This is a genomic window from Vibrio anguillarum, from assembly GCF_001989995.2.
Classification (GTDB): Bacteria; Pseudomonadota; Gammaproteobacteria; order Enterobacterales; family Vibrionaceae; genus Vibrio; species Vibrio anguillarum.
Genome location: NZ_JAHGUP010000009.1, coordinates 76,028 through 102,097, shown reverse-complemented (window position 1 = coordinate 102,097; position 26,070 = coordinate 76,028). Strand labels below are relative to the sequence as shown.

At 44.6% G+C, this 26,070-nt stretch carries 24 protein-coding genes; 16 read left to right on the top strand and 8 right to left on the bottom strand.

All coding sequences use genetic code 11. The features are described 5' to 3' along the window. Positions 1 to 84 precede the first annotated feature (84 nt). Together glnE and hldE are read left to right on the top strand one after the other, a co-directional pair. Positions 85 to 2,931, top strand: coding sequence for a bifunctional [glutamate--ammonia ligase]-adenylyl-L-tyrosine phosphorylase/[glutamate--ammonia-ligase] adenylyltransferase (gene glnE, locus PL85_RS02000; RefSeq protein ID WP_029388460.1), 2,847 nt, complete (start codon positions 85 to 87; stop codon positions 2,929 to 2,931). Positions 2,932 to 2,994: 63 nt separating this feature from the next. Next, complete coding sequence (gene hldE, locus PL85_RS01995; protein WP_115339280.1) at positions 2,995 to 4,425, top strand: bifunctional D-glycero-beta-D-manno-heptose-7-phosphate kinase/D-glycero-beta-D-manno-heptose 1-phosphate adenylyltransferase HldE; 1,431 nt, start codon at positions 2,995 to 2,997, stop codon at positions 4,423 to 4,425. Between the two features lie 85 nt (positions 4,426 to 4,510). Here the strand turns inward: hldE and tolC are convergent, their stop codons facing one another. Beyond that, a complete protein-coding gene (gene tolC / locus PL85_RS01990) occupies positions 4,511 to 5,818 on the bottom strand; it encodes an outer membrane channel protein TolC (RefSeq protein ID WP_017046499.1) in 1,308 nt (435 codons plus the stop codon). Positions 5,819 to 6,052: 234 nt separating this feature from the next. Between tolC and nudF the strand changes: the two genes are divergently transcribed. From nudF to parC, 6 genes are all read left to right on the top strand, one after another. Next, on the top strand, positions 6,053 to 6,682 hold the full coding sequence (gene nudF / locus PL85_RS01985) for an ADP-ribose diphosphatase (RefSeq protein ID WP_019283349.1): 630 nt from the start codon (positions 6,053 to 6,055) through the stop codon (positions 6,680 to 6,682). Further along, positions 6,670 to 7,104, top strand: coding sequence for a DUF1249 family protein (locus tag PL85_RS01980; RefSeq protein WP_017042669.1), 435 nt, complete (start codon positions 6,670 to 6,672; stop codon positions 7,102 to 7,104). The genes nudF and PL85_RS01980 overlap by 13 nt, the downstream gene beginning before the upstream one ends. Positions 7,105 to 7,151: 47 nt before the next feature. Next, positions 7,152 to 7,973 (top strand): 3',5'-cyclic-AMP phosphodiesterase, encoded by an 822-nt coding sequence (gene cpdA / locus PL85_RS01975; RefSeq protein ID WP_013856058.1) that lies wholly within the window; start codon positions 7,152 to 7,154, stop codon positions 7,971 to 7,973. Further along, a complete protein-coding gene (gene yqiA, locus PL85_RS01970; RefSeq protein WP_017042667.1) occupies positions 7,963 to 8,559 on the top strand; it encodes an esterase YqiA in 597 nt (198 codons plus the stop codon). Before cpdA ends, yqiA begins: the two co-directional genes overlap by 11 nt. A 212-nt stretch (positions 8,560 to 8,771) precedes the next feature. After that, positions 8,772 to 10,655 (top strand): DNA topoisomerase IV subunit B, encoded by a 1,884-nt coding sequence (gene parE / locus PL85_RS01965; protein ID WP_017042666.1) that lies wholly within the window; start codon positions 8,772 to 8,774, stop codon positions 10,653 to 10,655. After that, positions 10,656 to 12,932 carry a DNA topoisomerase IV subunit A gene (parC, locus tag PL85_RS01960; protein ID WP_017042665.1) on the top strand — a complete coding sequence of 759 codons (2,277 nt, stop codon included), beginning with the start codon at positions 10,656 to 10,658 and terminating at the stop codon, positions 12,930 to 12,932. 72 nt (positions 12,933 to 13,004) lie between these two features. Here the strand turns inward: parC and degS are convergent, their stop codons facing one another. The 3 genes from degS to zapG all read right to left on the bottom strand — a co-directional run bounded on the left by degS (position 13,005) and on the right by zapG (position 16,136). Then, entirely contained in the window at positions 13,005 to 14,069 is a 1,065-nt protein-coding gene (degS, locus tag PL85_RS01955) for an outer membrane-stress sensor serine endopeptidase DegS (protein ID WP_026027274.1), read from the bottom strand. 142 nt (positions 14,070 to 14,211) lie between these two features. Next, complete coding sequence (locus PL85_RS01950) at positions 14,212 to 15,576, bottom strand: Do family serine endopeptidase (RefSeq protein WP_115339279.1); 1,365 nt, start codon at positions 15,574 to 15,576, stop codon at positions 14,212 to 14,214. A gap of 116 nt (positions 15,577 to 15,692) precedes the next feature. Continuing rightward, positions 15,693 to 16,136: a Z-ring associated protein ZapG gene (gene zapG, locus PL85_RS01945; RefSeq protein ID WP_013856064.1), complete on the bottom strand. Its 444-nt coding sequence runs from the start codon at positions 16,134 to 16,136 to the stop codon at positions 15,693 to 15,695. 144 nt (positions 16,137 to 16,280) lie between these two features. Between zapG and zapE the strand changes: the two genes are divergently transcribed. The 8 genes from zapE (at position 16,281) to sspB (ending at position 22,605) form a co-directional block, all read left to right on the top strand. Beyond that, positions 16,281 to 17,387: a cell division protein ZapE gene (zapE, locus tag PL85_RS01940; protein ID WP_115339278.1), complete on the top strand. Its 1,107-nt coding sequence runs from the start codon at positions 16,281 to 16,283 to the stop codon at positions 17,385 to 17,387. A 237-nt stretch (positions 17,388 to 17,624) separates the two neighbouring features. Continuing rightward, positions 17,625 to 18,053, top strand: a complete 429-nt coding sequence (rplM, locus tag PL85_RS01935) for a 50S ribosomal protein L13 (protein WP_010318042.1) — start codon at positions 17,625 to 17,627, stop codon at positions 18,051 to 18,053. Positions 18,054 to 18,068: 15 nt separating this feature from the next. Further along, positions 18,069 to 18,461, top strand: a complete 393-nt coding sequence (gene rpsI / locus PL85_RS01930) for a 30S ribosomal protein S9 (RefSeq protein WP_010318040.1) — start codon at positions 18,069 to 18,071, stop codon at positions 18,459 to 18,461. A gap of 326 nt (positions 18,462 to 18,787) precedes the next feature. Then, the gene (gene petA, locus PL85_RS01925; RefSeq protein ID WP_010318038.1) at positions 18,788 to 19,384 is read left to right on the top strand and encodes a ubiquinol-cytochrome c reductase iron-sulfur subunit; all 597 of its coding nucleotides are present in this window, start codon (positions 18,788 to 18,790) and stop codon (positions 19,382 to 19,384) included. Further along, on the top strand, positions 19,384 to 20,649 hold the full coding sequence (locus tag PL85_RS01920) for a cytochrome b (RefSeq protein ID WP_017046505.1): 1,266 nt from the start codon (positions 19,384 to 19,386) through the stop codon (positions 20,647 to 20,649). The genes petA and PL85_RS01920 overlap by 1 nt, the downstream gene beginning before the upstream one ends. Further along, on the top strand, positions 20,646 to 21,383 hold the full coding sequence (locus tag PL85_RS01915) for a cytochrome c1 (RefSeq protein ID WP_115339277.1): 738 nt from the start codon (positions 20,646 to 20,648) through the stop codon (positions 21,381 to 21,383). The genes PL85_RS01920 and PL85_RS01915 overlap by 4 nt, the downstream gene beginning before the upstream one ends. Before the next feature lie 97 nt (positions 21,384 to 21,480). Then, positions 21,481 to 22,116, top strand: coding sequence for a stringent starvation protein SspA (gene sspA, locus PL85_RS01910; RefSeq protein WP_026027272.1), 636 nt, complete (start codon positions 21,481 to 21,483; stop codon positions 22,114 to 22,116). Between the two features lie 9 nt (positions 22,117 to 22,125). After that, positions 22,126 to 22,605 (top strand): ClpXP protease specificity-enhancing factor, encoded by a 480-nt coding sequence (gene sspB / locus PL85_RS01905; RefSeq protein WP_026027949.1) that lies wholly within the window; start codon positions 22,126 to 22,128, stop codon positions 22,603 to 22,605. Positions 22,606 to 22,691: 86 nt separating this feature from the next. On the opposite strand, the gene PL85_RS01900 is transcribed toward sspB, so the two are convergent. Genes PL85_RS01900 through PL85_RS01885 form a run of 4 tightly spaced genes read right to left on the bottom strand, consistent with a single transcriptional unit; the run spans position 22,692 to position 26,019 of the window. Then, a complete protein-coding gene (locus PL85_RS01900) occupies positions 22,692 to 23,261 on the bottom strand; it encodes a BON domain-containing protein (protein WP_017042658.1) in 570 nt (189 codons plus the stop codon). A gap of 3 nt (positions 23,262 to 23,264) precedes the next feature. After that, entirely contained in the window at positions 23,265 to 23,855 is a 591-nt protein-coding gene (locus PL85_RS01895) for a phosphoheptose isomerase (RefSeq protein ID WP_010318025.1), read from the bottom strand. Positions 23,856 to 23,858: 3 nt separating this feature from the next. Beyond that, the gene (locus tag PL85_RS01890) at positions 23,859 to 24,227 is read right to left on the bottom strand and encodes a YraN family protein (RefSeq protein WP_017046509.1); all 369 of its coding nucleotides are present in this window, start codon (positions 24,225 to 24,227) and stop codon (positions 23,859 to 23,861) included. After that, complete coding sequence (locus PL85_RS01885; protein WP_115339891.1) at positions 24,214 to 26,019, bottom strand: penicillin-binding protein activator; 1,806 nt, start codon at positions 26,017 to 26,019, stop codon at positions 24,214 to 24,216. The genes PL85_RS01890 and PL85_RS01885 overlap by 14 nt, the downstream gene beginning before the upstream one ends. Between the last annotated feature and the right edge of the window lie 51 nt (positions 26,020 to 26,070).

Genomic DNA, 26,070 nt, shown 5'->3' with positions numbered 1-26,070 from the left:
GTTGTTGGGCGTTTTTTATTGATATAAGTTTGCTATAAATAGCCTTCTAGCGACTGCATTGGTCTCAATTCACAAGGATGTCTCATGTTACTGCCTTCATCACTTCACGCTTTTGCGCACACAACCTATCAACATTTGCTAGAGCAACAACCGAGCATTGCACAGTGGTCCGAGCCATTGAAAAAACAGCTGTTGTATGTGGTCGGGATGAGCCAGTTTATCAATGAAGCATTATTGCGAGATGAACGGTTGTGTATGCAATTACCGGAAATGTTGGCGGGAGAGTCAAGGCTAGAGCATTACCGAGACGATCTCGCTATACAGCTAGAAGAGTGCAAAGATGAAATGTCAGGGCATCGTATTTTGCGTCAGTTTCGTAACCGTGAAATGGTGTGCATCGCTTGGCGAGATTTCACCGCCAGTTGGACATTAGAAGAGAGCCTTGCACATCTTTCAGCACTGGCGGAAGCACTCATTTTTGAGACTTACCAGTGGCAGTACGCTGTTTGCTGCTTCGAGTGGGGAACGCCAACTAACGACCAAGGTGAAGCACAACCTATGCTGATCATCGGCATGGGCAAGTTAGGTGGCGGTGAGTTGAACTTCTCATCGGATATCGACCTCATTTTTACTTATCCTGAAAACGGTGAAACACAAGGCGCTCGCCGCAGCATCGCGAATGCGCAATTTTTTACCCGCTTAGGCCAGCGAATCATTAAAGCGTTGGATCAACATACCTTTGACGGTTTTTGCTACCGAGTTGATATGCGTTTGCGTCCTTTTGGTGAGAGTGGCCCACTGGTGATGAGCTATGCGGCGCTCGAAGATTATTACCAAGAGCAAGGGCGTGATTGGGAGCGTTATGCGATGATCAAAGCTCGAGTGATGGGGCGGGAAATGTATCCGCAGTACCAAGAGCTGCGTCAAATGCTGCGACCATTTGTGTTCCGCCGCTACATCGATTTTAGCGCCATTCAATCTCTGCGCCGTATGAAATCGATGATCAGCAGCGAAGTGCGACGTCGAGGGCTGCATAACAACATCAAATTAGGCGCAGGCGGGATCCGCGAAATTGAATTCATCGCCCAAGTCTTTCAGTTAATTCGTGGTGGACGAGAACCCAGTTTACGTCAGCGTGGACTATTAGAAACACTGGTTGCAATAGAAGAACTTGCCCTGCTCAAACCGCAAGAAGTGGCCGATTTACGACAAGCTTATCTGTTTTTACGTCGCCTTGAGAACCTATTGCAAGCGATGGCCGACAAGCAGACGCAAACCTTGCCAGACAATGAACTGGATCAACTTCGCTTAGCTGTTGCTATGCAATGCACTGACTGGGTAACGCTGCTTCACGAAACGCATCAACACATGATCAAAGTACATCAAGTATTTGCAACTCTGATTGGCGATGATGAAGAAGATGATGACCAGTGCGTTGCTAAACATTTTCACGAGCTGTGGGATATGGCGCACAAGCCTGATGTGCTTGAAACGATTTTTCAACAAGAGCTTACCTGTGATGATCCTGTCGGCATGGCGCATGTATTGATCCAATTTAAAGAGGATTTGGCGAAAAAAACGCTGGGCCCACGCGGACGAGATGTATTAAACCGGTTGATGCCAAAACTGTTCCAAGCGATTTTCATTCACCCAGATGCGCAGTTTGGCTTACCTCGTGTGCTGCATTTGATGTACAAAATTGTGACTCGAACCACTTACCTTGAGCTGCTAGATGAACACCCTGCGGCATTGACGCAACTGGTGCGTTTATGTACCGCAAGCCCGATGATTTCGGAACAGCTTAGTCGTTACCCCATTTTACTCGATGAACTTATCGACCCGCAGCATCTCTATAATCCAATGGAGTTGTCCGCTTATAAAACTGAACTGCGTGATTTTCTTGCTCGTATTCCTGAAGAGGATATGGAGCAGCAAATGGAAGGATTACGCCAATTTAAGCAGATCTGCATTTTGCGTATTGCTGCTGCTGATATTGCCGGTGCGTTGCCTGTGATGAAAGTGAGCGATCACTTAACCTACCTTGCTGAAGCCATCGTTGAAGCTGTGATCAACCAAGCTTGGCAGCAAGTCAGTGCAAAATACGGCCAACCCACTCATTTAAAAGAGAGGAATGGTAAAGGGTTTGCAGTCGTTGGCTATGGCAAAGTGGGGGGCTGGGAGTTGGGCTACAATTCCGATCTTGATATCGTGTTTCTCCATGACTGCCCAGTGGATTGTTACACCGATGGCGCAAAAGAGATTGATGGCCGTCAGTTTTATTTGCGCTTAGCCCAGCGCGTGATCCACATTTTTGCCACTCGTACCGCCTCTGGTATTTTGTATGAAGTTGATACTCGTTTGCGCCCGTCTGGAGCGTCCGGTTTGTTAGTTAGCCCCGCTGAAGCGTTTGATGAATACCAGCGCAATGAAGCGTGGACGTGGGAACACCAAGCCTTAGTTCGTGCCCGAATGATTTATGGTGATGAGCCACTGCAACAGGCTTTCCATCGCACCCGCCATGAGATTTTGTCATTGGCAAGAGATGAAACCAAGCTCAAGCAGGATGTCGTCGCGATGCGGATAAAAATGCGCGATCATTTGGGGGGAAAGAAAAGTGGCCGCTTTATGCTTAAACAAGATGCTGGTGGCATCACTGATATTGAGTTTTTAGCTCAATATCTAGTGCTGCGTTTTAGCCATGAAAAGCCAAAATTGACGTTTTGGTCAGACAACGTACGCATTTTTGAGTCACTGCTGAACCAAGGTGTTATGGAGGAAGAACAAGCGCTGGCTCTCACCGATGCCTATACCTCAATGCGCAATCAGATCCATCATCGAAACTTGCTTAACTTGGATGCGGATGTTGACGAAAGTAAGTTTGTTGACCTGCGAAAACGAGTCACAAACGCTTGGCAGCAGTGGCTAGGTTGAGTGTTTTAGAGACTCAATGAGCTGTGTTACACTCAGCGCAATAACAAAAATTGGAGATCCACAATGAAACCAATCCTACCTGACTACAATGATGCAGGTGTATTGATTATTGGCGATGTGATGCTTGATCGCTACTGGTATGGCCCAACTGGTCGCATCTCACCAGAAGCCCCCGTTCCTGTAGTAAAAGTAGAGAATAGCGAAGAACGTCCAGGCGGCGCGGCAAACGTTGCAATGAACATTGCTTCGCTGGGCGGTCATGCGCACATTGTTGGTTTAACTGGCGTGGATGAGCCTGCTAACGTTCTGACTGAAACGTTAACAGCGTTGAAAGTGAGTTGTGATTTTGTTGCTCTGCCAAATTATCCAACCATTACAAAATTACGCGTGCTAAGCCGAGGCCAGCAACTGATCCGTTTGGATTTCGAAGATAAGTTTGAGAACACCGATCCAGAACTGATTTTATCTCGCATGGAGCTGGCGTTACCGAAAGTGAAAGCGGTGATCTTGTCCGATTACGCTAAAGGTGCATTAGAGCATGTGCAGCAATTGATCCAAAAAGCACGTGCAGCCAACGTCCCCGTTTTTATCGATCCTAAAGGAGCCGATTTCGAACGTTATCGCGGTGCAACATTGCTCACACCTAATATGTCTGAATTTGAACAGGTCGTAGGCAAAGTAAAAACAGAGCAAGAGCTAGTAGAAAAAGGCTTTGCCTTGATTGAACAGTTTGATCTTGGCGCGCTGTTGGTGACTCGCAGCGAACATGGCATGACACTGTTACAACGCAATCAGAAGCCATTCCATTTACCAACATTAGCCAAAGAAGTGTATGACGTAACGGGCGCTGGAGATACGGTGATTTCAGTGTTGGCGGCATCAGTTGCAGCAGGTAAACCACTTGATGAAGCGTGCGCATTAGCCAATGCGGCGGCGGGTGTTGTGGTTGGGAAATTGGGCACCTCAACCGTTTCAACCATTGAACTAGCGGAAGCGGTTCACGGTAGCAAAGATACTGATTATGGTGTCATCAGTGAACAAGCCTTAATTGATGCGGTAAAAGTGGCTCAAGCTCAGGGCGAAAAGGTGGTAATGACCAATGGTTGCTTTGATATTTTGCATGCAGGACATGTTTCTTATCTTAACCACGCAGCCAAATTGGGCGATCGCCTGATTGTTGCCGTTAACACGGATGAGTCGGTTAAGCGTTTGAAAGGCCCAGGTCGCCCAGTCAATACAACGGATCGCCGCATGGCGGTACTGGCTGCATTGGGCGCTGTCGATTGGGTGGTTCCTTTTTCTGAAGATACGCCACAGCGTTTGATTGCAGCTGTACTACCTAAATTATTGGTGAAAGGTGGTGACTATAAACCTGAAGATATCGCCGGTGGTGAAGAAGTGATTGCGGCGGGTGGAGAAGTCAAAGTGTTGAACTTTGAAGATGGTTGCTCAACCACAGAAATTATTGAAGCGATTAAAGGCGGCAGAGGCTAACATCACGCCACATCCTTTGGCTGATTGTATAAAATGAGCCAATCGCTACAAAAAAGCCGCTGAAAATTCAGCGGCTTTTACTTTTTTAGCTGTCTGCTTTTAAGCCAGCGTTGATATCTAAAATATCTTGCTCGCTCAAGGTGCCTACTGCTTGACGCAATTGCAGTACGCTCAGCACATAGTCATAACGTGCGTTAGAGAGATTTTTATTCGCATCGTAGAGACGGCGCGTTGAATCAAGCACATCAACAATAGTCCGTGTACCGACATCAAACCCTGCTTCGGTCGCTTCCAGTGCTGATTTCGCTGAAATAACTGACTGTTCATAAGCACGTAAAGCGCCAATAGAGGCATTGATGTTGTTGTTAAATGCGCGTACATCTTTCACAACGCTGCGATACGTTTTTTCTAAATCTTGGCTTGCAGCAACGTACGCAAATTCAGCTTGTTTGGTTTGCGAAGTGGTTTTTCCGCCAGTGTACAATGGCACCGCAAGGTTAATACCGACATTAAAATCGTTATAATCGCCTTTAGAGCCGCTGTTATTATTACTTTCATCGCCGTACTTGTAGCCGCCATCAAGAGTCAGTGAGGGTAAGTGCCCTGAACTTGCTAATGAAATATTATCTTTCGCGACATCTTGAGCAATACGAGCGGTCAGCAAAGAGAGATTTTTCTGTTGGGCTTCTTCAAGCAGAGCATCAATCGGCTGTGTTGTTTTGCTGGCTGAAAAACGATTAGTATCCAACACACTTAAATCAGAATGTTCTTGGCCAGTAATTTCACGCAAGGTTTCATAACTATTGGTGAGGCTATTTTTTGCCAAAACTTCATCAGCAAGCACGCCATCGTATTGCGCTTGTGCGTCATGCACGTCAGTAATCGCAGAAAGGCCGACTTCAAAACGTTGTTTCGTTTGCTCTAACTGACGAGCAACAGCGGCTTTTTCTGCACGGACAAATGCCAAGTTATCTTTGGCGCGAAGCACTTCAAAATAGGCTTGTGCAACGCGTAAAATTAGACCTTGCTGGGTGGCCGCATAGGCTGAATCCGCTTTGCGTGCATTCTTTTCTGCCGTGTCTAAAGAAACCCAACTTGAACGTTGATAAAGCTGCTGAGAGAAACTGATGCCTGCGGTGAGCTTATCACTTTCGCGTGCATCAATATCGCTGCGGTTAATATTGTAACCAGCGGTCAGGTTGATTTGTGGTAACAGATCGCCACGGCTAGATGTGACCGCTTCAAATGCAGCATCACGTTGAGCTGCAGAGCTCAGTAACTGAGGATCATTTTCTTTGGCTTGATTATAGATTTCAGTAAGAGTATCCGCCCATACTGAAGAACTCAGGCTGCCTAATGCTGCGCTGATGAATAGTGGAAGCAGTTTTTTCATTGGTCCTATTCCCTGCCTTAATATGTAAGAAGGTTACTTTTAAGGAGTTTAACTTAAATTGGTGGTAATTCACTCGAAACTTTGCACTTTTTTACACATAACTGTCCATCTGTGCAATAAAATTCGATACTCGTTTAAAAATAAATATAAAATTTATATAAAAAGTTGAGCAATATCCTTGGTGATGGATGAATTCCATGATTAAACTATGAGATTCACTGAGCGAGGTTTCAAATGCAGCAGTCTGACAAACAGTACAACATTTTTACGCCCCAAGATGTGGACGTCATTTCAAAAGAAACACTGTTCCAAGGTTTTTTCCGCATGGTGAAATACCGCTTTAAACACAAGTTGTTTGAAGGTGGATGGAGTGAGGAGATTGAAAGAGAAATGTTTGAAAGAGGTCATGCTGCGGCTATGCTTCCTTATGATCCTGCGCGTGATGAAGTCGTGATTATAGAGCAAATTCGAGTTGGAGCACTAGAGCACGCCCATCCTTGGCAACTGGAGATTATTGCTGGAGTCATCGACCCTAATGAAACGTCCGAGCAGGTTATTCGTCGAGAGGCGATGGAAGAGGCGGGAATTGAAGTGAACCGAATCGAAAAAATTAGCTCTTATTATCCATCATCTGGTGGATGCTCTGAATTACTCGACGTCTTTGTTGGTGAAATCGATGCAACGCAAGCTAAAGGCGTACATGGGCTTGACTATGAAGGTGAAGACATCAAAGTTCATGTCATGAGCCGTGAAGAGGCTTACCGCTTAGTGAAAAACGGCCAAATTGAGAATGGTGCCTCAATTATCGCTTTACAATGGTTAGAGCTAAACTATCAACAGTTACAATTGCAATGGCAGAATTAGCATTGAAAAAACCGTATCACGTTGATTTATCGGAACTAATGCGTGTGTACGAAACTAACTACGCGAAATTGAACGCTTTGTTACCAAGTCAGCCGAGCGTGGGTGACTTACGCTGTTATCAGGCTGCTCAAATGACCTATCAATTACAAGTGCTAGAGGTCACAAAGTACACAACTTTAGTGGAGATTTGTCAGAGTGATGACGTTTCAGTATTTCCATTACCGTCGATGTCTGTCAGGCTTTACCACGATGCACGTGTTTCCGAAGTGTGTGCAAGTGCGCGGATAAATCAGATCAAAGCTCGCTATGATTACCCGAATGAACAAATGATGCAAAAAGATGAGAAAGCGCAAATCAATCGCTTTTTAGGCGATTGGCTTACTTTCTGTTTAAAGCACGGGATTAGTCGAGCTCCAATTTAGTCTTCGTCATAGATGAAAATTAGTCATTCAATTTGGATTAATAAATTTTGAACGTGTCGCCAACTCTAGACAATTCAGACAGCATCAAGCTGCTACAAATTACCGATACGCATCTGTTTGCGCCGGATGATGGCAGCCTGTTGAGTGTTAATACGGTAGATAGCTTTCATGCTGTTGTGGCAGAGATTTGCGCACAACATGTTGAATTTGATGCAATTCTGGCTACGGGCGACATCTCGCAAGATCATAGTGCTGAGTCTTATCTTCGTTTCTCTCGTGGTATTTCTTCATTAGAAAAAACTTGTTTTTGGCTTCCCGGTAATCACGACTTTAAACCCAATATGGGCGCCGTATTCCCGTCAGAGCAGATTCAACAGTCGGAGCATGTATTACTCGGTGAACACTGGCAGATGGTGATGCTCGATTCTCAAGTGGTGGGCGTACCGCACGGACGGCTGAGCGATCAACAATTGGCTTTACTTGACGAAAAATTATCGACGCACCATCAGCGACACACCTTGATTGTGCTGCATCATCATCCTCTATTGGTGGGGAGCGCCTGGCTCGATCAACATAGCCTTAAAGACAGCGATGCTTTTTGGAATATCGTCACGCAACATCGCAATGTGAAAGCCGTCCTGTGTGGTCATGTTCATCAAAATATGGATAAACTCCATCACGGTGTCAGAGTGATGGCCACTCCCTCGACCTGTGTACAATTTAAGCCCAATTCAGATGATTTTGCTTTGGATCGCACTTCCCCAGGATGGCGTGAATTGACGCTATCTGCTGATGGTCAAATAGAAACTCAAGTCAAACGTTTAGCTAACGGCGCATTCCAACCGGATTTTAACGCTAATGGATACTGAGATGCCTACTCGTCAACCTATGCTGCTTTATATTCACGGCTTTAATAGCTCGCCGCTGTCGCACAAAGCACAAGTGATGGTGAAGTATTGCCAAATGCAGCGTCCTGATATCAAAGTGATGGTGCCTAAGTTACCCAGTTTTCCCGCGCAAGCTGCGGAATATCTACTTGATCTTATTCATCAACATCAAGATCAATATCGTATTGCGCTGGTGGGGAGTTCATTAGGCGGGTATTTGTCTATTTGGTTAAACCATTTGTTTGGTTTTCGTGCCGTGGTGATAAACCCAGCAATCAAACCGTATGAATTATTGGTCAATTTTTTAGGCGAACAAGTCAACCCCTACACGCAAGAGCACTATCGGCTAGAGGCGAAACATATTGAAGAGCTCAAAGCATTAGAGGTTAAAATTAATGACGTCACGTCATTTTGGTTGTTGCAACAAATGGGCGATGAAGTCTTAGATTACCGTCAAGCCGTCGCTAAATTGACGGGAGCAAAACAGACGGTTGAATTTGGCGGCGATCATAGTTTTGTTAACTTTGAGCGATATCCGCGACAAATCATCGAATTCCTAGATCTCTGACCGATTCATTGAGGGGAGAGTCATAATTTTACCTGTAACTTACTTATCTCGCTTGACATAAGCAAGGCTCTTCCAGACTATGTCCTATCTATACTTTTGCAGTTTGTAATGCTGAAAAAATCAGCGTTGTTGTCGTTAATTAATCACAAGCACATCATTGATAAACTGTCGAAAAAGTAACGAATCATTTATCTATAAAAGCATTCCGTATTATGACTGAACAATATAATGCTGGGGCCATTGAAGTTCTTAATGGTTTAGAACCAGTACGTCGCCGACCTGGGATGTATACGGACACCGCGCGACCTAACCATTTAGGCCAAGAAGTTATCGATAACAGTGTCGATGAAGCGCTAGCCGGATATGCCTCCAAGGTACAAGTTATTCTCCACGCAGATCAATCACTTGAAGTGATCGATGATGGGCGTGGTATGCCTGTTGATATTCACCCTGAAGAGAAAATATCAGGCGTTGAGCTTATCTTCTGTAAATTGCATGCGGGTGGTAAGTTTTCAAACAAAAGCTACCAGTTCTCCGGTGGTTTACATGGGGTAGGTATTTCCGTAGTGAATGCCCTATCCAAGCGTGTGGAAGTGACCGTTCGCCGTGATGGGCAAATATATGAAATGGCGTTTGAGCACGGTAATAAAGTCGAGGAATTGACAGTAACTGGCACCTGTGGTCGTCGCAATAAAGGGACGAGTGTCCACTTTTGGCCCGATACCAGCTACTTTGATTCGCCTAACTTTTCAGTGACTCGCCTAATCAATAATTTGCGCGCTAAAGCGGTACTTTGCCCGGGGCTCGAGATCACCTTTAGTGATAAGGTTAACAATCTTGAGCACCGTTGGTACTACGAAGACGGCCTAAAAGATTATCTCGCAGAAGGCGTAAAGGGTTACACCTTATTGCCCGAAGAGCCATTTACGGGTGAGTTTGTCGCTGAAACTGAAGCGGCCAACTGGGCAGTGATTTGGCTACCTGAAGGTGGTGAGATGATCACTGAAAGCTATGTTAACTTAATCCCGACCGCACAAGGTGGTACGCACGTTAACGGCTTACGCCAAGGGTTGCTCGATGCGATGCGTGAATTCTGTGAATTCCGCAACCTGTTGCCGCGTGGCGTTAAGTTAACTGGTGAAGATGTCTTTGACCGCTGTTCTTATGTGTTGTCGGTTAAGATGCAAGACCCACAGTTTGCAGGGCAAACCAAAGAGCGCCTTTCTTCACGTCAAACCGCGGCTTTTGTTTCAGGTGTGATAAAAGACTCCTTTAGTTTATGGCTGAATGAAAAACCACAACTCGCTGAATTACTTGCCGAAGTGTGTATTGCCAATGCGCATCGCCGCATGCGAGCCAGCAAAAAAGTGGTACGGAAAAAAATCGCATCAGGCCCCGCGCTCCCCGGTAAACTGACCGACTGTTCAGTACAAGACCTGAGCCGCACGGAAATCTTCTTTGTCGAAGGGGATTCAGCAGGAGGCAGTGCTAAGCAAGCGCGCGATCGTGAATTTCAAGCGGTTATGCCACTGCGTGGGAAAATTTTAAATACGTGGGAAGTGTCGGCAGACCAAGTGCTGGCTTCACAAGAAGTGCATGATATCTCTGTTGCGCTTGGGATTGATCCTGATAACGACGATCTCGATGGATTGCGTTACGGTAAAATCTGTATTCTCGCAGATGCGGACTCTGATGGTTTACATATTGCCACCTTGCTCTGCGCCTTATTTACCAAACATTTCCGAGCACTAGTCAAAGCGGGCCACATTTTTGTTGCTATGCCTCCTTTGTATCGGATCGACTGCGGCAAAGAGGTCTTTTATGCACTCGATGATGCTGAAAAAGAGGGCATTTTAGAGCGACTTAGCCAGAAAAAAGCCAAAATCAACGTCCAGCGATTTAAAGGTTTGGGTGAAATGAATCCGCTTCAATTGCGTGAAACAACGATGGATCCAAACACGCGCCGCTTGGTGCAACTGACCATTGATGATGCTGAAGCAACGGATGAGATGATGGACATGTTGCTAGGTAAAAAGCGTGCAGATGACCGCCGCGCATGGTTGCAACGTTATGGCGATATGGCAGAGGTGCAATAAATGTCAACTGAAATAACCTTTGATGGTGTTGAGAAACTGCCGCTGCGTAAGTTCACTGAAGACGCCTATCTCAATTATTCGATGTACGTCATCATGGACCGCGCACTGCCTTATATTGGCGATGGTTTAAAACCGGTACAGCGACGTATTATTTATGCGATGTCGGAGCTTGGACTCTCGGCGTCAGCCAAGTACAAAAAATCAGCGCGTACCGTTGGTGACGTGCTCGGTAAATACCACCCGCACGGTGATTCGGCCTGTTACGAAGCGATGGTATTAATGGCACAACCCTTTTCTTACCGCTATCCATTGGTGGATGGTCAAGGTAACTGGGGTGCTCCGGACGATCCAAAATCCTTCGCGGCGATGCGTTATACCGAAGCGAAACTGTCTAAATTCGCTGAAGTTTTACTGGGTGAGCTTGGACAAGGCAACGTTGATTGGCAGCCTAACTTTGATGGGACAATGCAAGAACCACAAATGCTGCCGGCGCGTTTACCTCATATTTTGCTCAATGGCGTCACGGGAATTGCGGTGGGCATGGCGACCGATATTCCGCCACATAATGTGCGTGAAATTGCCGATGCGACGATTCACCTGATCGATAACCCGGAAGCGCAACTGCATGATGTGATGCAGTACGTGCAAGGGCCAGATTATCCGACCGAAGCGGAAATTATTTCACCTAGAATTGAAATTGAGAAAATATATCGCTCAGGTCGCGGCAGTATCAAAATGCGCGCGGTTTGGCATAAAGAGGGGAGTGATGTTGTGATCACAGCATTACCTCATCAAGTCTCAGGCGCTAAATTGCTCGAACAAATCGCTAACCAAATGCGCGCGAAGAAATTGCCAATGGTTGAAGATTTACGCGATGAATCGGATCACGAGAACCCTACGCGTATTGTTATTGTGCCGCGTTCTAACCGCGTAGATTGTGACTTGTTGATGAGCCACTTGTTCGCATCAACCGATCTAGAGAAAAGCTTCCGTGTTAACTTGAACATGATTGGCTTAAACAATCGTCCTGAAGTGAAAGGTTTAGTGACCATTCTTTCTGAGTGGATTGAGTTTCGTCGCACCACGGTTCGCCGCCGTTTACAGTACCGTCTTGATAAAGTCATGGCGCGTTTGCACATCTTGGAAGGTTTGCTCATTGCTTATCTGAATATTGATGAAGTGATTGAAATCATTCGTACTGAAGATGAACCGAAAGCGGTACTGATGGCCCGTTTTGGTATTAGTGCTATTCAAGCCGATGCGATTTTAGATACCAAACTTCGCCACTTAGCCAAACTTGAAGAGATGAAGATTCGTGGTGAGCAAGATGAGCTTGCTAAAGAGCGCGAAAAATTAGAGCAGTTGCTTGGTTCTGAGCGTCGCTTGAACACATTGTTGAAGAAAGAGATCAAAGCAGATGCTGAGAAGTATGGTGATGATCGCCGTTCACCACTGATTGAGCGTGCTGAATCTAAAGCCTTGACTGAGCGTGACCTTGTGCCAAGTGAAGCGATCACCGTTGTGCTTTCGGAAAAAGGCTGGGTACGTCATGCCAAAGGGCATGATGTGGATTGCCAAAGTTTGAGCTATAAATCCGGCGATCAGTATTTGGCTCATGCTTGTGGTAAGAGCAATCAACAGGTCGTATTCTTGGGTAGCGATGGTCGAAGTTATTCGCTTGAAGCCCACTCGCTACCTTCGGCGCGCAGCCAAGGTGAGCCGATTACGGGTCGTCTCAACATCACAGAGGGCTCGTCTATTCGCCAAGTAGTGATGGGGGAAGAGGATCAACTCTGGTTGGTGGGCTCGGATGCCGGTTATGGTTTTGTGTGTAAAGGTGGTGAACTACTGTCGAAAAACCGTAGTGGTAAAGCCTTAGTTAATTTGCCTGAGAACTCAGAGGTAATGACGCCGCAGGCCATCGGTAATTTGGAGTCTGATGACATTTTAGCGATCACGAATCAGGGTCGAATGTTGCTATTCCCAATCAAAGATTTACCACAGCTAACCAAAGGCAAAGGCAACAAAATAATCAATATTCCTGCGGCTAAGTCCAAAGAGCGTGAAGAGTTTGTGTCACACTTAATCTCCTTGCCTCAAGGAGCGGCTATTACGCTCTATGCTGGCAAACGCAAACTTGGTTTGAAAGCCAGCGATCTAGAAAACTTCCGTGGTGAGCGTGGACGTCGAGGTAGCTTGCTGCCGAGAGGGTTACAACGTGTTACTGCGATTGAGATTGAATCAGAACTTAGTGATTCAGATCTTGAGCAAGAGTAAAAATCTATAAATAAAAGCCCCCTTCGTCAGTTGGGGGCTTTTTTATGTCTCTTTGTTTTTGGTGGCTTAGTTTTATTCGCGTAGGTCTTCAACAATTGTCACGGGAAGTGTCATCTCTTCACCTTTACGTAAGATGAGCACATCGACAACGGTACCTGGGCGCAAGTCAGTGACAATTTCCATCACACTCTTGCGACCATTAATTTTTTTACCGCCAATTTTTAGAATAATGTCCCGCTCTTTAAAACCAGCCGTTTCCGCAGGGCCATTGGGGTCAATGCCCAACACAACTATACCGCCAATATGTTCACTGCCAAGTAAGCGAGATGTTACTGGAGTAATATCTTGCCCATCAATACCGATATAGCCGCGAATCACGCGTCCATCAGCAATGATTTTTTCCATAATGGTATTGGCTAATTTGTAGGGAATCGCGAATGATATACCATCGGTTTTCATTTCAGTTGCTTGTTGAAACGAAGCCGTATTAATACCTACGAGCTCTCCTTGAGTGTTGACCAAAGCTCCACCTGAATTGCCTTCATTAATGGCCGCATCAGTTTGGATGAAAGCTTGACGTCCATCGGTACTGACTGATGAACGTTCAGTGGCAGAAATGATACCAAAAGTAGTGGTTTGTCCAAGGTTGTATGGATTGCCAATGGCCAGTACCACATCGCCAACTTTCACCGAGTAATTGGGATTTTGTGGAATAACGGGAAGGTTCGTTCCTTCGATTCGCAAAATTGCGATATCCGTGCGTCGATCTTTGCCTACTAATTGCGCGGCTGCGAGACGGCCATCTTGTAAGGCCGCTACGATTTGGTCGGCTTGGGCTACTACGTGATAGTTAGTAATGATGTACCCTTTCTCGCTCACAATTACACCAGAGCCTAACCCTTGAATCGACAGTTTACTGCGATCGCTTTCGGTGTATTTTTGGTTGTAAATATTGACTACAGCAGGTGCGGCGCGGCGAACGGCTTGGTTAAACGAAATTTGCAAAGAGAGCGCATTGGGAGACTCTTCGGCCGCGATTTGCGGGAGAACATTTGAACGTAGCGAGGGAACCGCTAGTAAAATAACAACAGCAGCGAGAAGCCCAAGCCCCACTGAACGAAGTAAAAAGTTAAGCATATCTTCCCCAAACAAAACCCGCTATATACTCAGCTTATTTTACACCTGAGCTTGAGAGAGGAAGAATAGCACTACATGATTGAATAAGAAAAGGGCAGCATTCAAATGCTGCCCTGATCACTCTACAAGAGATTCTCACTAATTAGCGAATAACCAAGTAAATGGTTCTATCACCTCGTTGGATATTCAGCGCAAGTATGCTCGGCTTTTTCTCCAAAATTTCGCGTAATTGTGCGAGGTTTTTCACTCGTTGGCGGTTAACACCAATGATGATGTCCTCTTTTTGTAGTTGATACGCTTCTGCCGCTGACCCTTTCTCTATAGCAGTCACTTTAACGCCAGCGATTGGGTCTTGATCCGTCGTATTGGTCAGTGCCGCACCAGTCAACCCCGAGTGCAGTTGCTCTGCTTTGGTTGTGGTGTTGTTTTCACTCAAGGTTACGTCGAAGGTTTTGCTTTTACCATCGCGGATAACATCGATTGTGATTTTTTTACCTGCACCTAATGTTGCCACTTTGGCTCTTAATTCATTGAAGGTAGAAACGTTTTTTCCATTAATAGCTGTGATGACATCACCCGCTTTGATCCCTGCTTTATCGGCGGCGCTATCTTTGATAACTTGGCTAACAAACGCCCCTTTACTTGACTCATAGCCTAGCGCTTCAGCCAGTTCAGAGGTTATTTCACCCCCTTGAACGCCGAGCACGCCACGTTTTACCTCACCAAATTCTAAGATCTGTTCGGTCAAGTTTTTCATCATATTTGATGGTATTGCAAAACCTATCCCAACGTTGCCACCATTCGGCCCAAGAATCGCGGTATTAATCCCAATCAATTCACCATTGAGATTGACTAAGGCACCACCAGAGTTGCCACTGTTAATCGCGGCATCGGTCTGAATAAAGTTCTCAAAGTTTTCAAGATTAAGTCCACTTCGTCCTAGCGCAGAAACAATGCCGGAAGTCACCGTTTGACCAAGACCAAACGGGTTCCCGATCGCGACAGTGAAATCACCTACACGCAGCTTGTCTGAATCTGCGATACGAATTTGGGTTAAATTTTTTGCTTTTTTTAGTTTGATCAGCGCGACATCGGACATTTTATCACCACCGACGAGCTCCGCATCGTATTCTCGGCCGTCGTATAGTTTGACGCGAATCTTATCAGCGCCATCGATGACGTGATAATTAGTCACAACATAACCTTTGTCTGCGTCAGTAATGACACCAGAGCCTAATGCTCTAAATGGCCGCTCTTGCGATTGGTCGATTGGAAAATCAGGACCAAAGAAAAATCGAAACTGCTCGGGTAAACGTTGATGGGAGACTTGAGTTCCCTCAACTGAGATACTCACAACCGCTGGTGTCACTTGCTCTAGCATCGGTGCTAAGCTCGGCAGTTGCTCACCACTGACAGAAAAGGGTAGCGCTGCCATTGCGGGTAGTGGGGTGATGATTGAACTTAAACTTAACGATAGAGCGGTTAAAAGAAGTAAAGGTTTTTTCATCATAAGCTCCTTTGGAATAACTGTGTTCGAAGTTTAATATTTGTACGAAAGACAAAACTTCAACACTCTCGTGAGGTTTATGACTCAAAAACCTTTATAAAGTTCATGAATTCAGATTAAACGGCTTTCACCTTAACCACGTCTGCAGAATGAATGATCTCTTTTTTGGGGGTATTAAAAAGCCCTGTTGCGCCATTGGCATAATCTTTCGGTGGCTGTTCCAAAATGTCATCGTTGCTTTTATCTGTATCATTATGCAGAGCGATTTTTTTGATAAATGGGTTATCTTGCTCTGGCATATTCGGCAGAATTTCGGACGATGTTTTGGCCATGTGTTGATACAGTTTTGTATAATCTTTACCTAGTGTATCGAGTATTTCTGCCGCTTGAGCAAAATGATCCGACAATTCTTGGCGTTGTTGTTCCAAACTAAATTTCGCGTTATCTAATTCTTTTTGTAGAGACTTTTGGTTTTTATATTGAGGCGTAGTCAATCGTGAAATGACCATTCCCAACACAGCCCCTACTAGCAAGCCTACAATGGCATATATCCAAGGCATAACAGCTCCTTATTGTTGTTATTTAACATGTTTTTTACCTGTTGGTTACACACGTCGCTTGGACATGTTACTATGACTGCTCTAGCCAATAAAGCGAAATACACGAAATAGCAGTTTCCATTTTCTTTAGTGCAGTAGGCGGTCATGACACCAAAACAGCGATATGAACACGATGTAAAAAAACTCGGTTTTCAACGAGACTCTGCTCAAGAAAGCGCCGTCGATGCGCTGGATTTACTCTACCATCAGTTTCAGGATTATCTTAACCAACCAGTTAAGCCCTCCGCGGTTTGGACTAAATGGCTTGGCCGCCAACCTAAACAGCCTAACTTACCTAAAGGGCTCTATTTTTGGGGCGGTGTCGGGCGAGGAAAAACCTATCTAATGGATACGTTTTTTGAAGCTCTGCCAACCACTCGCAAAATGCGAGTGCATTTCCACCGTTTTATGTACCGAGTTCATGATGAGTTGAAGGCGCAGGCTGGAGTTGAAGAGCCTTTAGAAAAGGTTGCCGATATTTTTAAGTCTGAAACGGAAATTATCTGTTTTGATGAATTTTTTGTATCAGATATTACCGATGCGATGATTTTGGGTACCTTGTTTCAAGCACTGTTTAAGCGCGGCATTATCTTAGTGGCGACATCGAACATTCCGCCGCACGACTTATACCGCAACGGCTTGCAGCGAGCACGCTTTCTCCCTGCAATTGCTTTGATTGAATCACACTGTCATGTGTTGAACGTCGATAGTGGCATTGATTATCGCTTAAGAACATTAGAGCAAGCGGAAATTTACCACTATCCATTGGATGAAGCAGCAAGCCACAATTTACAACATTACTATCGGCAATTGGTTGGTGACGAGAAAAAAGAAGCACGCAGTGAGATTGAAATCAATCATCGCACCCTCTCTGTTGTAAAAGCTAGTGATGGTATTTTACATGCGACATTTGAACAGTTATGCCAAACGGCGAGAAGCCAAAACGATTACATTGAGTTGTCCAAAATTTACCATACAGTACTGCTGGCTGATGTGAAGCAAATGGATCGCGCCATCGATGATGCAGCGCGGCGTTTTATTGCGTTGATTGATGAATTTTACGAACGACATGTAAAAGTAATTATCTCCGCCGAAGTGGCGCTGGACGATCTGTATCTGCATGGGCAACTTGAGTTTGAATTCAAACGTTGTCAGTCGCGGTTAATTGAAATGCAAAGTCATGAGTATTTATCAAGGGAACATCTGGCCTAGCTCAATCCGAACACTTTTAAAGCAAAATAAAAAATTCGTGATTTTGTTCAAAAAGAGGTGATTTTTTCTACTGACTTCCCTATAATCCTGCGACCCACCGTTACTGCAGGCCTGTTTCTGTGAAACGAGAGGCCGAGAGAAACCAAACGCTCGAAGGGGTAACTTTGGACTCTTAGACAGTGGGGGCATTTTAATGCTCCTTTTAGTGTAAATTTTATTTAACGGGTTATTATTAGCATGAAAACTTTCGTTGCTAAACCAGAAACTGTAAAACGCGACTGGTATATCGTAGACGCTGAGGGTAAAACTCTAGGTCGTCTAGCAAGTGAAATTGCATCTCGCCTACGTGGCAAACATAAAGCTGAATACACTCCTCACGTAGACACTGGTGATTACATCATCGTTGTAAACGCTGAGAAAGTTACTGTAACTGGTAACAAAGCAGCAGCTAAAACTTACTACCGTCACACTGAATTTCCAGGCGGCTTAAAATCAATCACTTTCGACAAGCTGATTGTTCGTAAGCCAGAGATGGTTATTGAGCTAGCGGTTAAAGGTATGCTACCACGTGGTCCTCTAGGCCGTGCTATGTACCGTAAGCTGAAAGTTTACGCTGGCGCTGAGCACAACCATGCTGCTCAACAACCAAAAGTACTAGACATCTAATTGGGGATTTCGAAAATGGCAGAGAATCAATACTACGGCACTGGCCGTCGCAAAAGCTCAGCTGCACGCGTTTTTATTAAACCAGGCAGCGGCAACATTGTAATCAACAAGCGTAGCCTTGATGTTTACTTTGGTCGTCCAACTTCTCGCATGGTTGTTAAACAACCTCTTGAGCTTGTTGAACTAACTGAGAAACTAGATCTATACATCACTGTTAAAGGTGGTGGTATTTCTGGTCAAGCTGGTGCTATCCGTCACGGTATCACTCGCGCTCTAATGGAATACGACGAATCACTACGTCCTGTTCTACGTGCAGCTGGCTACGTTACTCGCGACGCTCGTTGCGTTGAACGTAAGAAAGTTGGTCTGCGTAAAGCACGTCGTAAACCACAATTCTCTAAGCGTTAATCTTTTTTCAAAAGATTCGCTTCCAGTGTTACTGGATTGTGGTTCAAAAGCCCGGTATTTATACCGGGCTTTTTGTTTTTTGGTGTTAGCAAACACTCATTTTTTTAATCACATCATTTGGTTCTTGCTCTTTAATCTTCCTTTTGTGACCTCACGTGCGATTTACTTCACGAATGTTACGAAAAGGTAGCTTTATCTTGTCAAAAAGTAGGGTTTTATTTATGATTTGCCATCAAATAAATACAACTAGATTCGTATTTTGTTAGCCATGCTCTTGATAAGCGGAATAATAATAATCCACAGGGAGCAAATGGGAGAATGTTTGGATGAGCAATGCGCCTTTAAATAACGGTCGCAGACGTTTCTTAACCGCGACAACAGCCGTTGTCGGAGGGTTAGGAGCTGCTGCTGTCGCCGTTCCTTTTATTAAATCTTGGAACCCAAGTGCCAAAGCCAAAGCGGCTGGAGCCCCCGTTGAAGTTGAAATCGGTAAACTTGAAGAGGGGCAAATGGTTCGTGTTGAGTGGCGAGGAAAACCTGTTTGGGTTGTTCGTCGCTCTCAATCAGTGGTCGATGGGCTAAAAGATATCGAAAACCAACTTCGAGATCCTCAATCGGATGAGCAGCAGCAGCCTAATTATGCGCAAAATGCTTATCGATCGATTAAACCTGAATATTTCGTTGCTGTGGGTATTTGTACTCACCTTGGCTGTTCACCTACTTATTTGCCTGATTCTTTTAGTGAACAAGTTCAAGGGGTTAAATCTGGTTTTTTCTGTCCTTGCCATGGTTCTAAATTTGATATGGCGGGTCGAGTTTTTCAAGGTGTTCCGGCACCACTAAACTTGGTTATCCCTCAATATATGTATCTTAGCGATACTCGTATTGTCATAGGATTAGATGAGACCGGGGAGGCTGCATAATGCAAGTTTTACTTGATTGGGTAGAAAAGCGTTTACCTGCAATGAACGCTTACAAAAAACACCTATCTGAATATCCAATGCCGAAAAACTTTAACTTTTGGTATTTGTTTGGATCGTTAGCCATGTTGGTTCTTGTTAACCAACTGCTCACTGGCGTATGGCTAACCATGAACTATGTGCCATCAGGTGAAGGGGCTTTTGCATCTGTTGAATACATAATGCGTGATGTTGAGTATGGTTGGTTACTGCGTTATATGCACTCCACTGGCGCTTCAGCTTTCTTTGTGGTGATTTATCTACATATGTTCCGTGGCTTAATTTACGGTTCCTATCAGAAGCCTCGTGAGCTGCTATGGCTATTTGGCATGCTGATCTTCTTAGTGTTGATGGCCGAAGCCTTTATGGGATACTTGCTACCATGGGGACAAATGTCCTATTGGGGAGCGCAAGTTATTATCTCTTTGTTCGGTGCAATCCCCGTTATCGGCGATGATTTAACTCTATGGATACGTGGTGACTACGTTATTTCAGGTGCCACTCTGAACCGTTTCTTTGCACTGCATGTGATTGCTTTACCTATTGTTTTATTGTTGCTAATTGTTCTCCATATATTAGCACTGCATGAAGTCGGCTCTAATAACCCTGACGGTATCGAAACCAAAGTACCAAAAGGGTCGATGGGCGATGATTATAAAACGCAGTTTAAATTTCACGACTACTACACCAAGAAATACGACATCATTGATTCGATTCCATTCCATCCTTACGGGACAGTGAAAGATCTTATTGGTGTAGCCGGTTTCTTAATCCTGTTCTGTTATGTGTTGTTCTTTAACCCAGAGATGGGGGGCTACTTCCTTGAGCCGCCTAACTTTGAAGCGGCAAACCCACTAAAAACGCCAGCACACATCGCACCTGTTTGGTATTTCACGCCTTTCTATGCAATTTTACGTGCTGTTCCTGATAAGTTAATTGGTGTGGCTGCGATGGGTGCATCGATTGTGGTGTTGTTCTTATTGCCATGGCTGGATCGTTGTAAGGTTCGTTCTTACCGTTATCGTAGTAAGTTCCACTTAATCAATATTATTCAGTTCACTATCTGCTTTATTGCGTTAGGTGTTTTAGGTGCGTTACCTGCGACAGCCACTTACACAATGCTTGCACGTATATTTAGCGTTGGTTACTTCATGTTCTTTGTTTTGTTGTTCTTCTACAGCAAAAATGAAGCAACGAAACCATTACCAGAGAGGGTGACATTTAAATGAAAAAGTGGATTGTAATTTTGTTTGCAATGCTGCCATCTCTTGCTTTGGCAGCTGGCGCAAATGTACATTTAGATAAAGCAAATAATGATTTAACAGATCAAGCATCACTGCAGCATGGTGCAAAGCTATTCATGAACTACTGTTTTGGTTGCCACTCAACTCAGTACCAGCGTTATGAGCGTGTAGCGAATGATTTGAATATTCCCTCGGATTTGATGAAAGAGAATTTGATTTTTGATCCGAATGCCAAAATTGGTCAACTGATGGAGAATGCGATTCCAGATAAGTCGGCATCGAAATGGTTTGGTGCACCACCACCAGATTTAACGCTTGTGGCTCGTGTTCGAGGAACAGATTGGTTGTATACTTACCTTCGTTCATTTTATGCCGATCCTAGCCGGCCCTTTGGCGTAAACAACATCGTATTCCCAAGTGTCGGTATGCCTCATGTGCTTGAAGAGCTACAAGGGATCCCACAACCAGTTTATGGTACTCATCTTGTCAATGGCGAGGAAGTCAAGGCTGTTATTGGTGCCGAGTCTGATGGAACGGGTGAGCTGAGCCAAAGTGAGTATGATCAAGCGGTCCGTGACATTGTTAACTTCCTTGAATATTCAGCAGAACCAGTCAAGCTTGAACGTCAAACTTTAGGTTGGTGGGTAATGGCATTCCTTGTGCTATTTACTATCGTGGTTGTTCTATTGAAGAAAGAATATTGGCGTGATGTGCATTAATTGTGCTACCATGCGGCGTTAATTTCTAATTTTTAGAATCTTCAATGGAGGCTTGGCCTCCATTGTTTTTATATCTGTAAGTGTGCTGGAGGGCTCCATGGCTGTAGCTGCCAATAAACGTTCTGTGATGACGCTATTTTCGAGTGCATCTGATATGTATAGTCATCAGGTACGTATTGTTCTAGCGGAAAAAGGTGTCAGTGTTGAAGTAGAATTAGTTGATGAAACCAATCTGCCAGCTGACCTTATTGAGCTAAACCCATATAAGACAGTACCAACGTTAGTTGATCGTGAGCTTGCTCTTTATGACTCAAAGATCATCATGGAATACCTAGATGAGCGTTTCCCTCATCCACCGCTGATGCCTGTTTATCCTGTGGCTCGTGGTAATAGCCGTTTGATGATTTACCGTATTGAGAAAAACTGGTACTCACTGGCTGAGAAAGTCGTGAAGGGCAATGCGGAAGAGTCAGAAGCTGCTCGTAATAAATTACGCAATGATCTGCTTACTCTTGGTCCTGTGTTCGCGGAATACGAATATTTCATGAGTGAAGAGTTTAGCCTCATTGACTGTTATTTAGCTCCATTACTATGGCGCTTACCTATTTTGGGTATTGATCTGATTGGTCCTGGCTCTAAAGAGCTTAAAGTATATATGAATCGTGTTTTTGAGCGTGATTCATTCTTGGCTTCTTTAACAGAAGCTGAACGTGAGATGCGTTTAGTTCGTTAAGGCAGTTTGATGGATATCTCTCAAATGACTCCTCGCCGACCTTATATGCTTAGAGCATTTTATGATTGGCTATTAGAAAATGAATTGACTCCTCATGTTGTTGTGGATGCTACTCTTACGGGTGTACGAGTGCCGATGGAGTTTGTGCAAGATGGACAAATTATCCTTAATCTTGCCCCAAGAGCGATAGGTAACCTTGAGCTTGGCAATGAAGCGATTACGTTCAATGCTCGCTTTGGCGGACGTCCTCATTCGGTCATAGTGCCTTTGTACGCAGTGCAAGCTATCTATGCACGTGAAAACGGTGCAGGTACTATGTTTGAACCGGAAGAGGCCTATATCCCTTATCTAGAAGCGGGCATAACAGAGGAATCTGAACAAGAGCCGATGTTAAGCGTTGCTTCTCAAGAAGATGAGGAATTATTAGAGACTCGAGCACAAGAAACCTCTCGGCCGAAGGGAAAACCAAGCTTAAGAGTTATTAAGTAACTCATTTTCACACATTAAGCAGTCATGATCGAAAAAGCAGCGATATTCGCTGCTTTTTTTCTAAAAAAAACAAAGGATAACCTAGGTTATTCGCTGTATTGAAATGCCTTAATCACCTGTTTTACGCCTGATATGTTTCGAGCAATATCACTGGCTAGATTAGCCTGTTCTGCCGAGACATAGCCAAGTAAAAATACTTCTCTATTTTCTGTGATTACTTTGATTTTGATTGTGTTCAGTTCAGAATTGGCCAACAGCGCTGATTTTACTTTAGTCGTAATCCAACTGTCGTTACTGATTTCGCCAATTGATAAAGGCGCTTTTATTCTGACTTGATTATGAATGGTTTTGACCCCTTTTGTCTCACGTGCTTTATTTTCAAACTCATTGAGTAATCCGGAGTTTTCAGCTTGTCCCATCAACACGACAATCCCTTGATAAGAACTGGCCGTAATGCGAGTTTTTCCGTTAAAGGGGGCTTTATTGGCGATACCTGCTACTTCAAATTCGATGTTATTATCATTCCAAATTTCTTGAGTGGTTCGAGGGTCTGTTACTAGGCTCGCTGTTGTTGCCGCGCCAGCAAGGATAACTCCTGCACAACCTGATACAGCAAAGCTCAACAGTAGAATGAGTGAAAGTTTTAATCTATTCATTGTCTATTCTTCATGAGAAGGGAAAAGGACTTGATCAATCAAGTCACATAAGCAGTGTAGGGTGACCATATGAACTTCATGGATTCGAGCCGTCCGCTGCGAGGGGATGCGGATCTCCACATCATTTTCACCTAGAAGACCAGCCATTTCTCCGCCGTCTTTGCCTGTGAGAGCGATAATCGTCATATCACGAGTCACAGCCGCTTCCATCGCTTTAATGATGTTTTTGCTGTTACCACTTGTTGAAATAGCCAACAAAACATCACCAGGTTGACCAAATGCACGTACCTGTTTCGAGAATATTTCTTGGTAGTGATAGTCGTTAGCAACTGCGGTTAACGTGGTATTGTCTGCGGTTAATGCAATGGCGGGTAAACTCGGACGTTCAGTTTCAAAACGGTTCAGTAAGCAAGAAGAAAAAAGCTGGGCATTGGCCGAAGAGCCACCATTACCGCAACAGAGAATTTTATGACCGTTAAGTAGCGTTGCCACCATGGCTTGTGCAGCATGCGTGATCGCATGGGGTAGTGCTTCAGCAGCCGCAATTTGAATTTGGATGCTTTCGGTAAAACTGTCTTTAATGCTGTCGAGCATCGTTTATCCTTGAGTTATTGCGTTTTTAATCCACTCAATGTGGTGCACATCTTGGTGGATGGCGATCACATCGAAACGAAAATCGGTGTCATAGGGCGATAGGCCATGTTTCAGTAGCCATAAATTCGCGGTTTTCATCAACTTTGCCATTTTTGCGGTAGTAACCATTTCTGCGGCATGCCCATGACATTGGTTTTTTCTGTATTTAACCTCTACGAACACTAAGGTGTTTTTATCTCGCATAATGAGGTCGATTTCACCGACTTTGGTATTGAAGTTTTGTTCAATAAAAGCCAAACCACAACCTAATAAATAGTGTTTGGCTGCGGTTTCATACTGTTGACCAACTGCTCGGCGGCTAAAGAGCGCCATGCACCGCCCAACTGATCTCTCTCTGTACCACGCATTGCTCATCAATACTTAATGTGCCTGTTTTGCCATCGATACTATACCCCTCGACGACTTTCATTTGTGGCAACTCAATCATTAACTGATAAGCATCCATACCTAATGCTTGTAAGCGTCGCTCGCTATTGGAGTTCTTTGGCCACAATTGGTTCATTTCATTATCCAGCATTGAATTGGGATGAATGAGTAATGGAATATCGCTATAAGTTACACCAGAGAGGTCTTCATACTGTGTGTTACCACTGTTACTACGAGAGTTTGAGAACAGTTTGGGTGGCTTAGTGTCAGGGTTAATTGCGACCTCGATAAAGGGTTTAATTAAAGTCAATTCTGCGCTGTTAGCCACGATATAAACCGAATCGATATCACGACGACTGCGGGGCAGGCTTTGCAAATCAATACCCATCAACGCATCCATTTGCGCGATATTTTGTTGGCTATCTTGTAGACCAAATACTGAGTTAATGTTGCGTTGCAATTGACGCTTATCACCAAATAGGTTCACCGATACTTTATTCTTGCTGTATTTTTGCCATTCTGCGTTAAACGCTTCTACTACACGCTGGCCGTAATTACCTTGAGGAGCGAGTATTAAAGGGTATTGATAGCCTTGGCTAAACAGATACTTAGCGGCTTGTTCAACCTCTTGCTCTGGCGAAAGTGCAAGATAGCAAGTGTTAGGATGATCTTCAATTTGGTCTGGAATATTCAACGCCAGCGTAGGGATAGAAGTTAAGCGTGCTTGTTGAAGCTTATGTAGATTCTCGATGTTCTCTTTGATGAGTGGCCCAACAATGAAATCAATGTTTTTTTCAATCAATTGCTTGTCTATGAGCGCGGCGTCTTCGGCATTGGTATCAATCACAGTCAAGGTAGCATTGAGGTCACGGTTACGGTCATTCATCATCGCCATGATAAAGCCATCACGGATCAGTTGAGCTTGCGTGGCAAACTTTCCTGAAAGAGGAAGTAACAACGCGGTGTTAGTGGGCTTGATGATCTCCAGCGCTAGAATATCTTGTATCGCTTTAGGCGTATAACGAGCCGCTGGGTGATTGCTGTTTTCCACGAGCCATTTTTCGAGCGTATTCTTCAACTGCGGAATATTACTATTGAGCGTTTTCATATATACAGCCAGTTGTAGCCAGCCATCGAGCACGTTTTCGTTAGGCTCTGGATTTAATTGGGTAATTTCACGTTCGCTATAATGATTGAAATTGAGCCAAATTTGATCGGCAATCGCCTCTTGCTCGGCATCATCAACGTAAGTGCTTAATGCAATAAGCTCCCTACTTGAATCAAAAGGGCGGCTGAGTGCGGTAAAAATATCGGCGCGCATTTGATGGTATTGAGCCCATGTTTCAGGGCTTAGCTTCCACCAAGCCTGAAAATTAAGCTGAGAGAGCGCTTGTGAAAACTGCTCCGCATTACTCAACAACTGCGCCTTAGCCATTTGCCATTCAGCTTGTTGCGCTTCAGAGAGCGACTGTTTGGCTAAGCGCATAATCAACAGTTGCGCTTGTTCGCTGTTGTTTTCGTTAATGGCGGCTTTAAGAGCCATGATCAACCAATCATTTTGCAGTGAACCTTGGCTACTATCTGCTTGCATCAAGTAAGTTTGCGCTGACTTGGTGGGATCTTGCGTAATATCGACTGAGGTGGGCGTCGATGGTGAAGACGAACACGCCGCCAAAGCCATTGCTAATGCAACGGGCGTGAATAAGCGTGGTACACTGAGTCTCGGATGGTTCTTCATAGCCATGAGTTCTTTCGTTATTCCGTGTAAAATTGTCTCTATATTAATCGT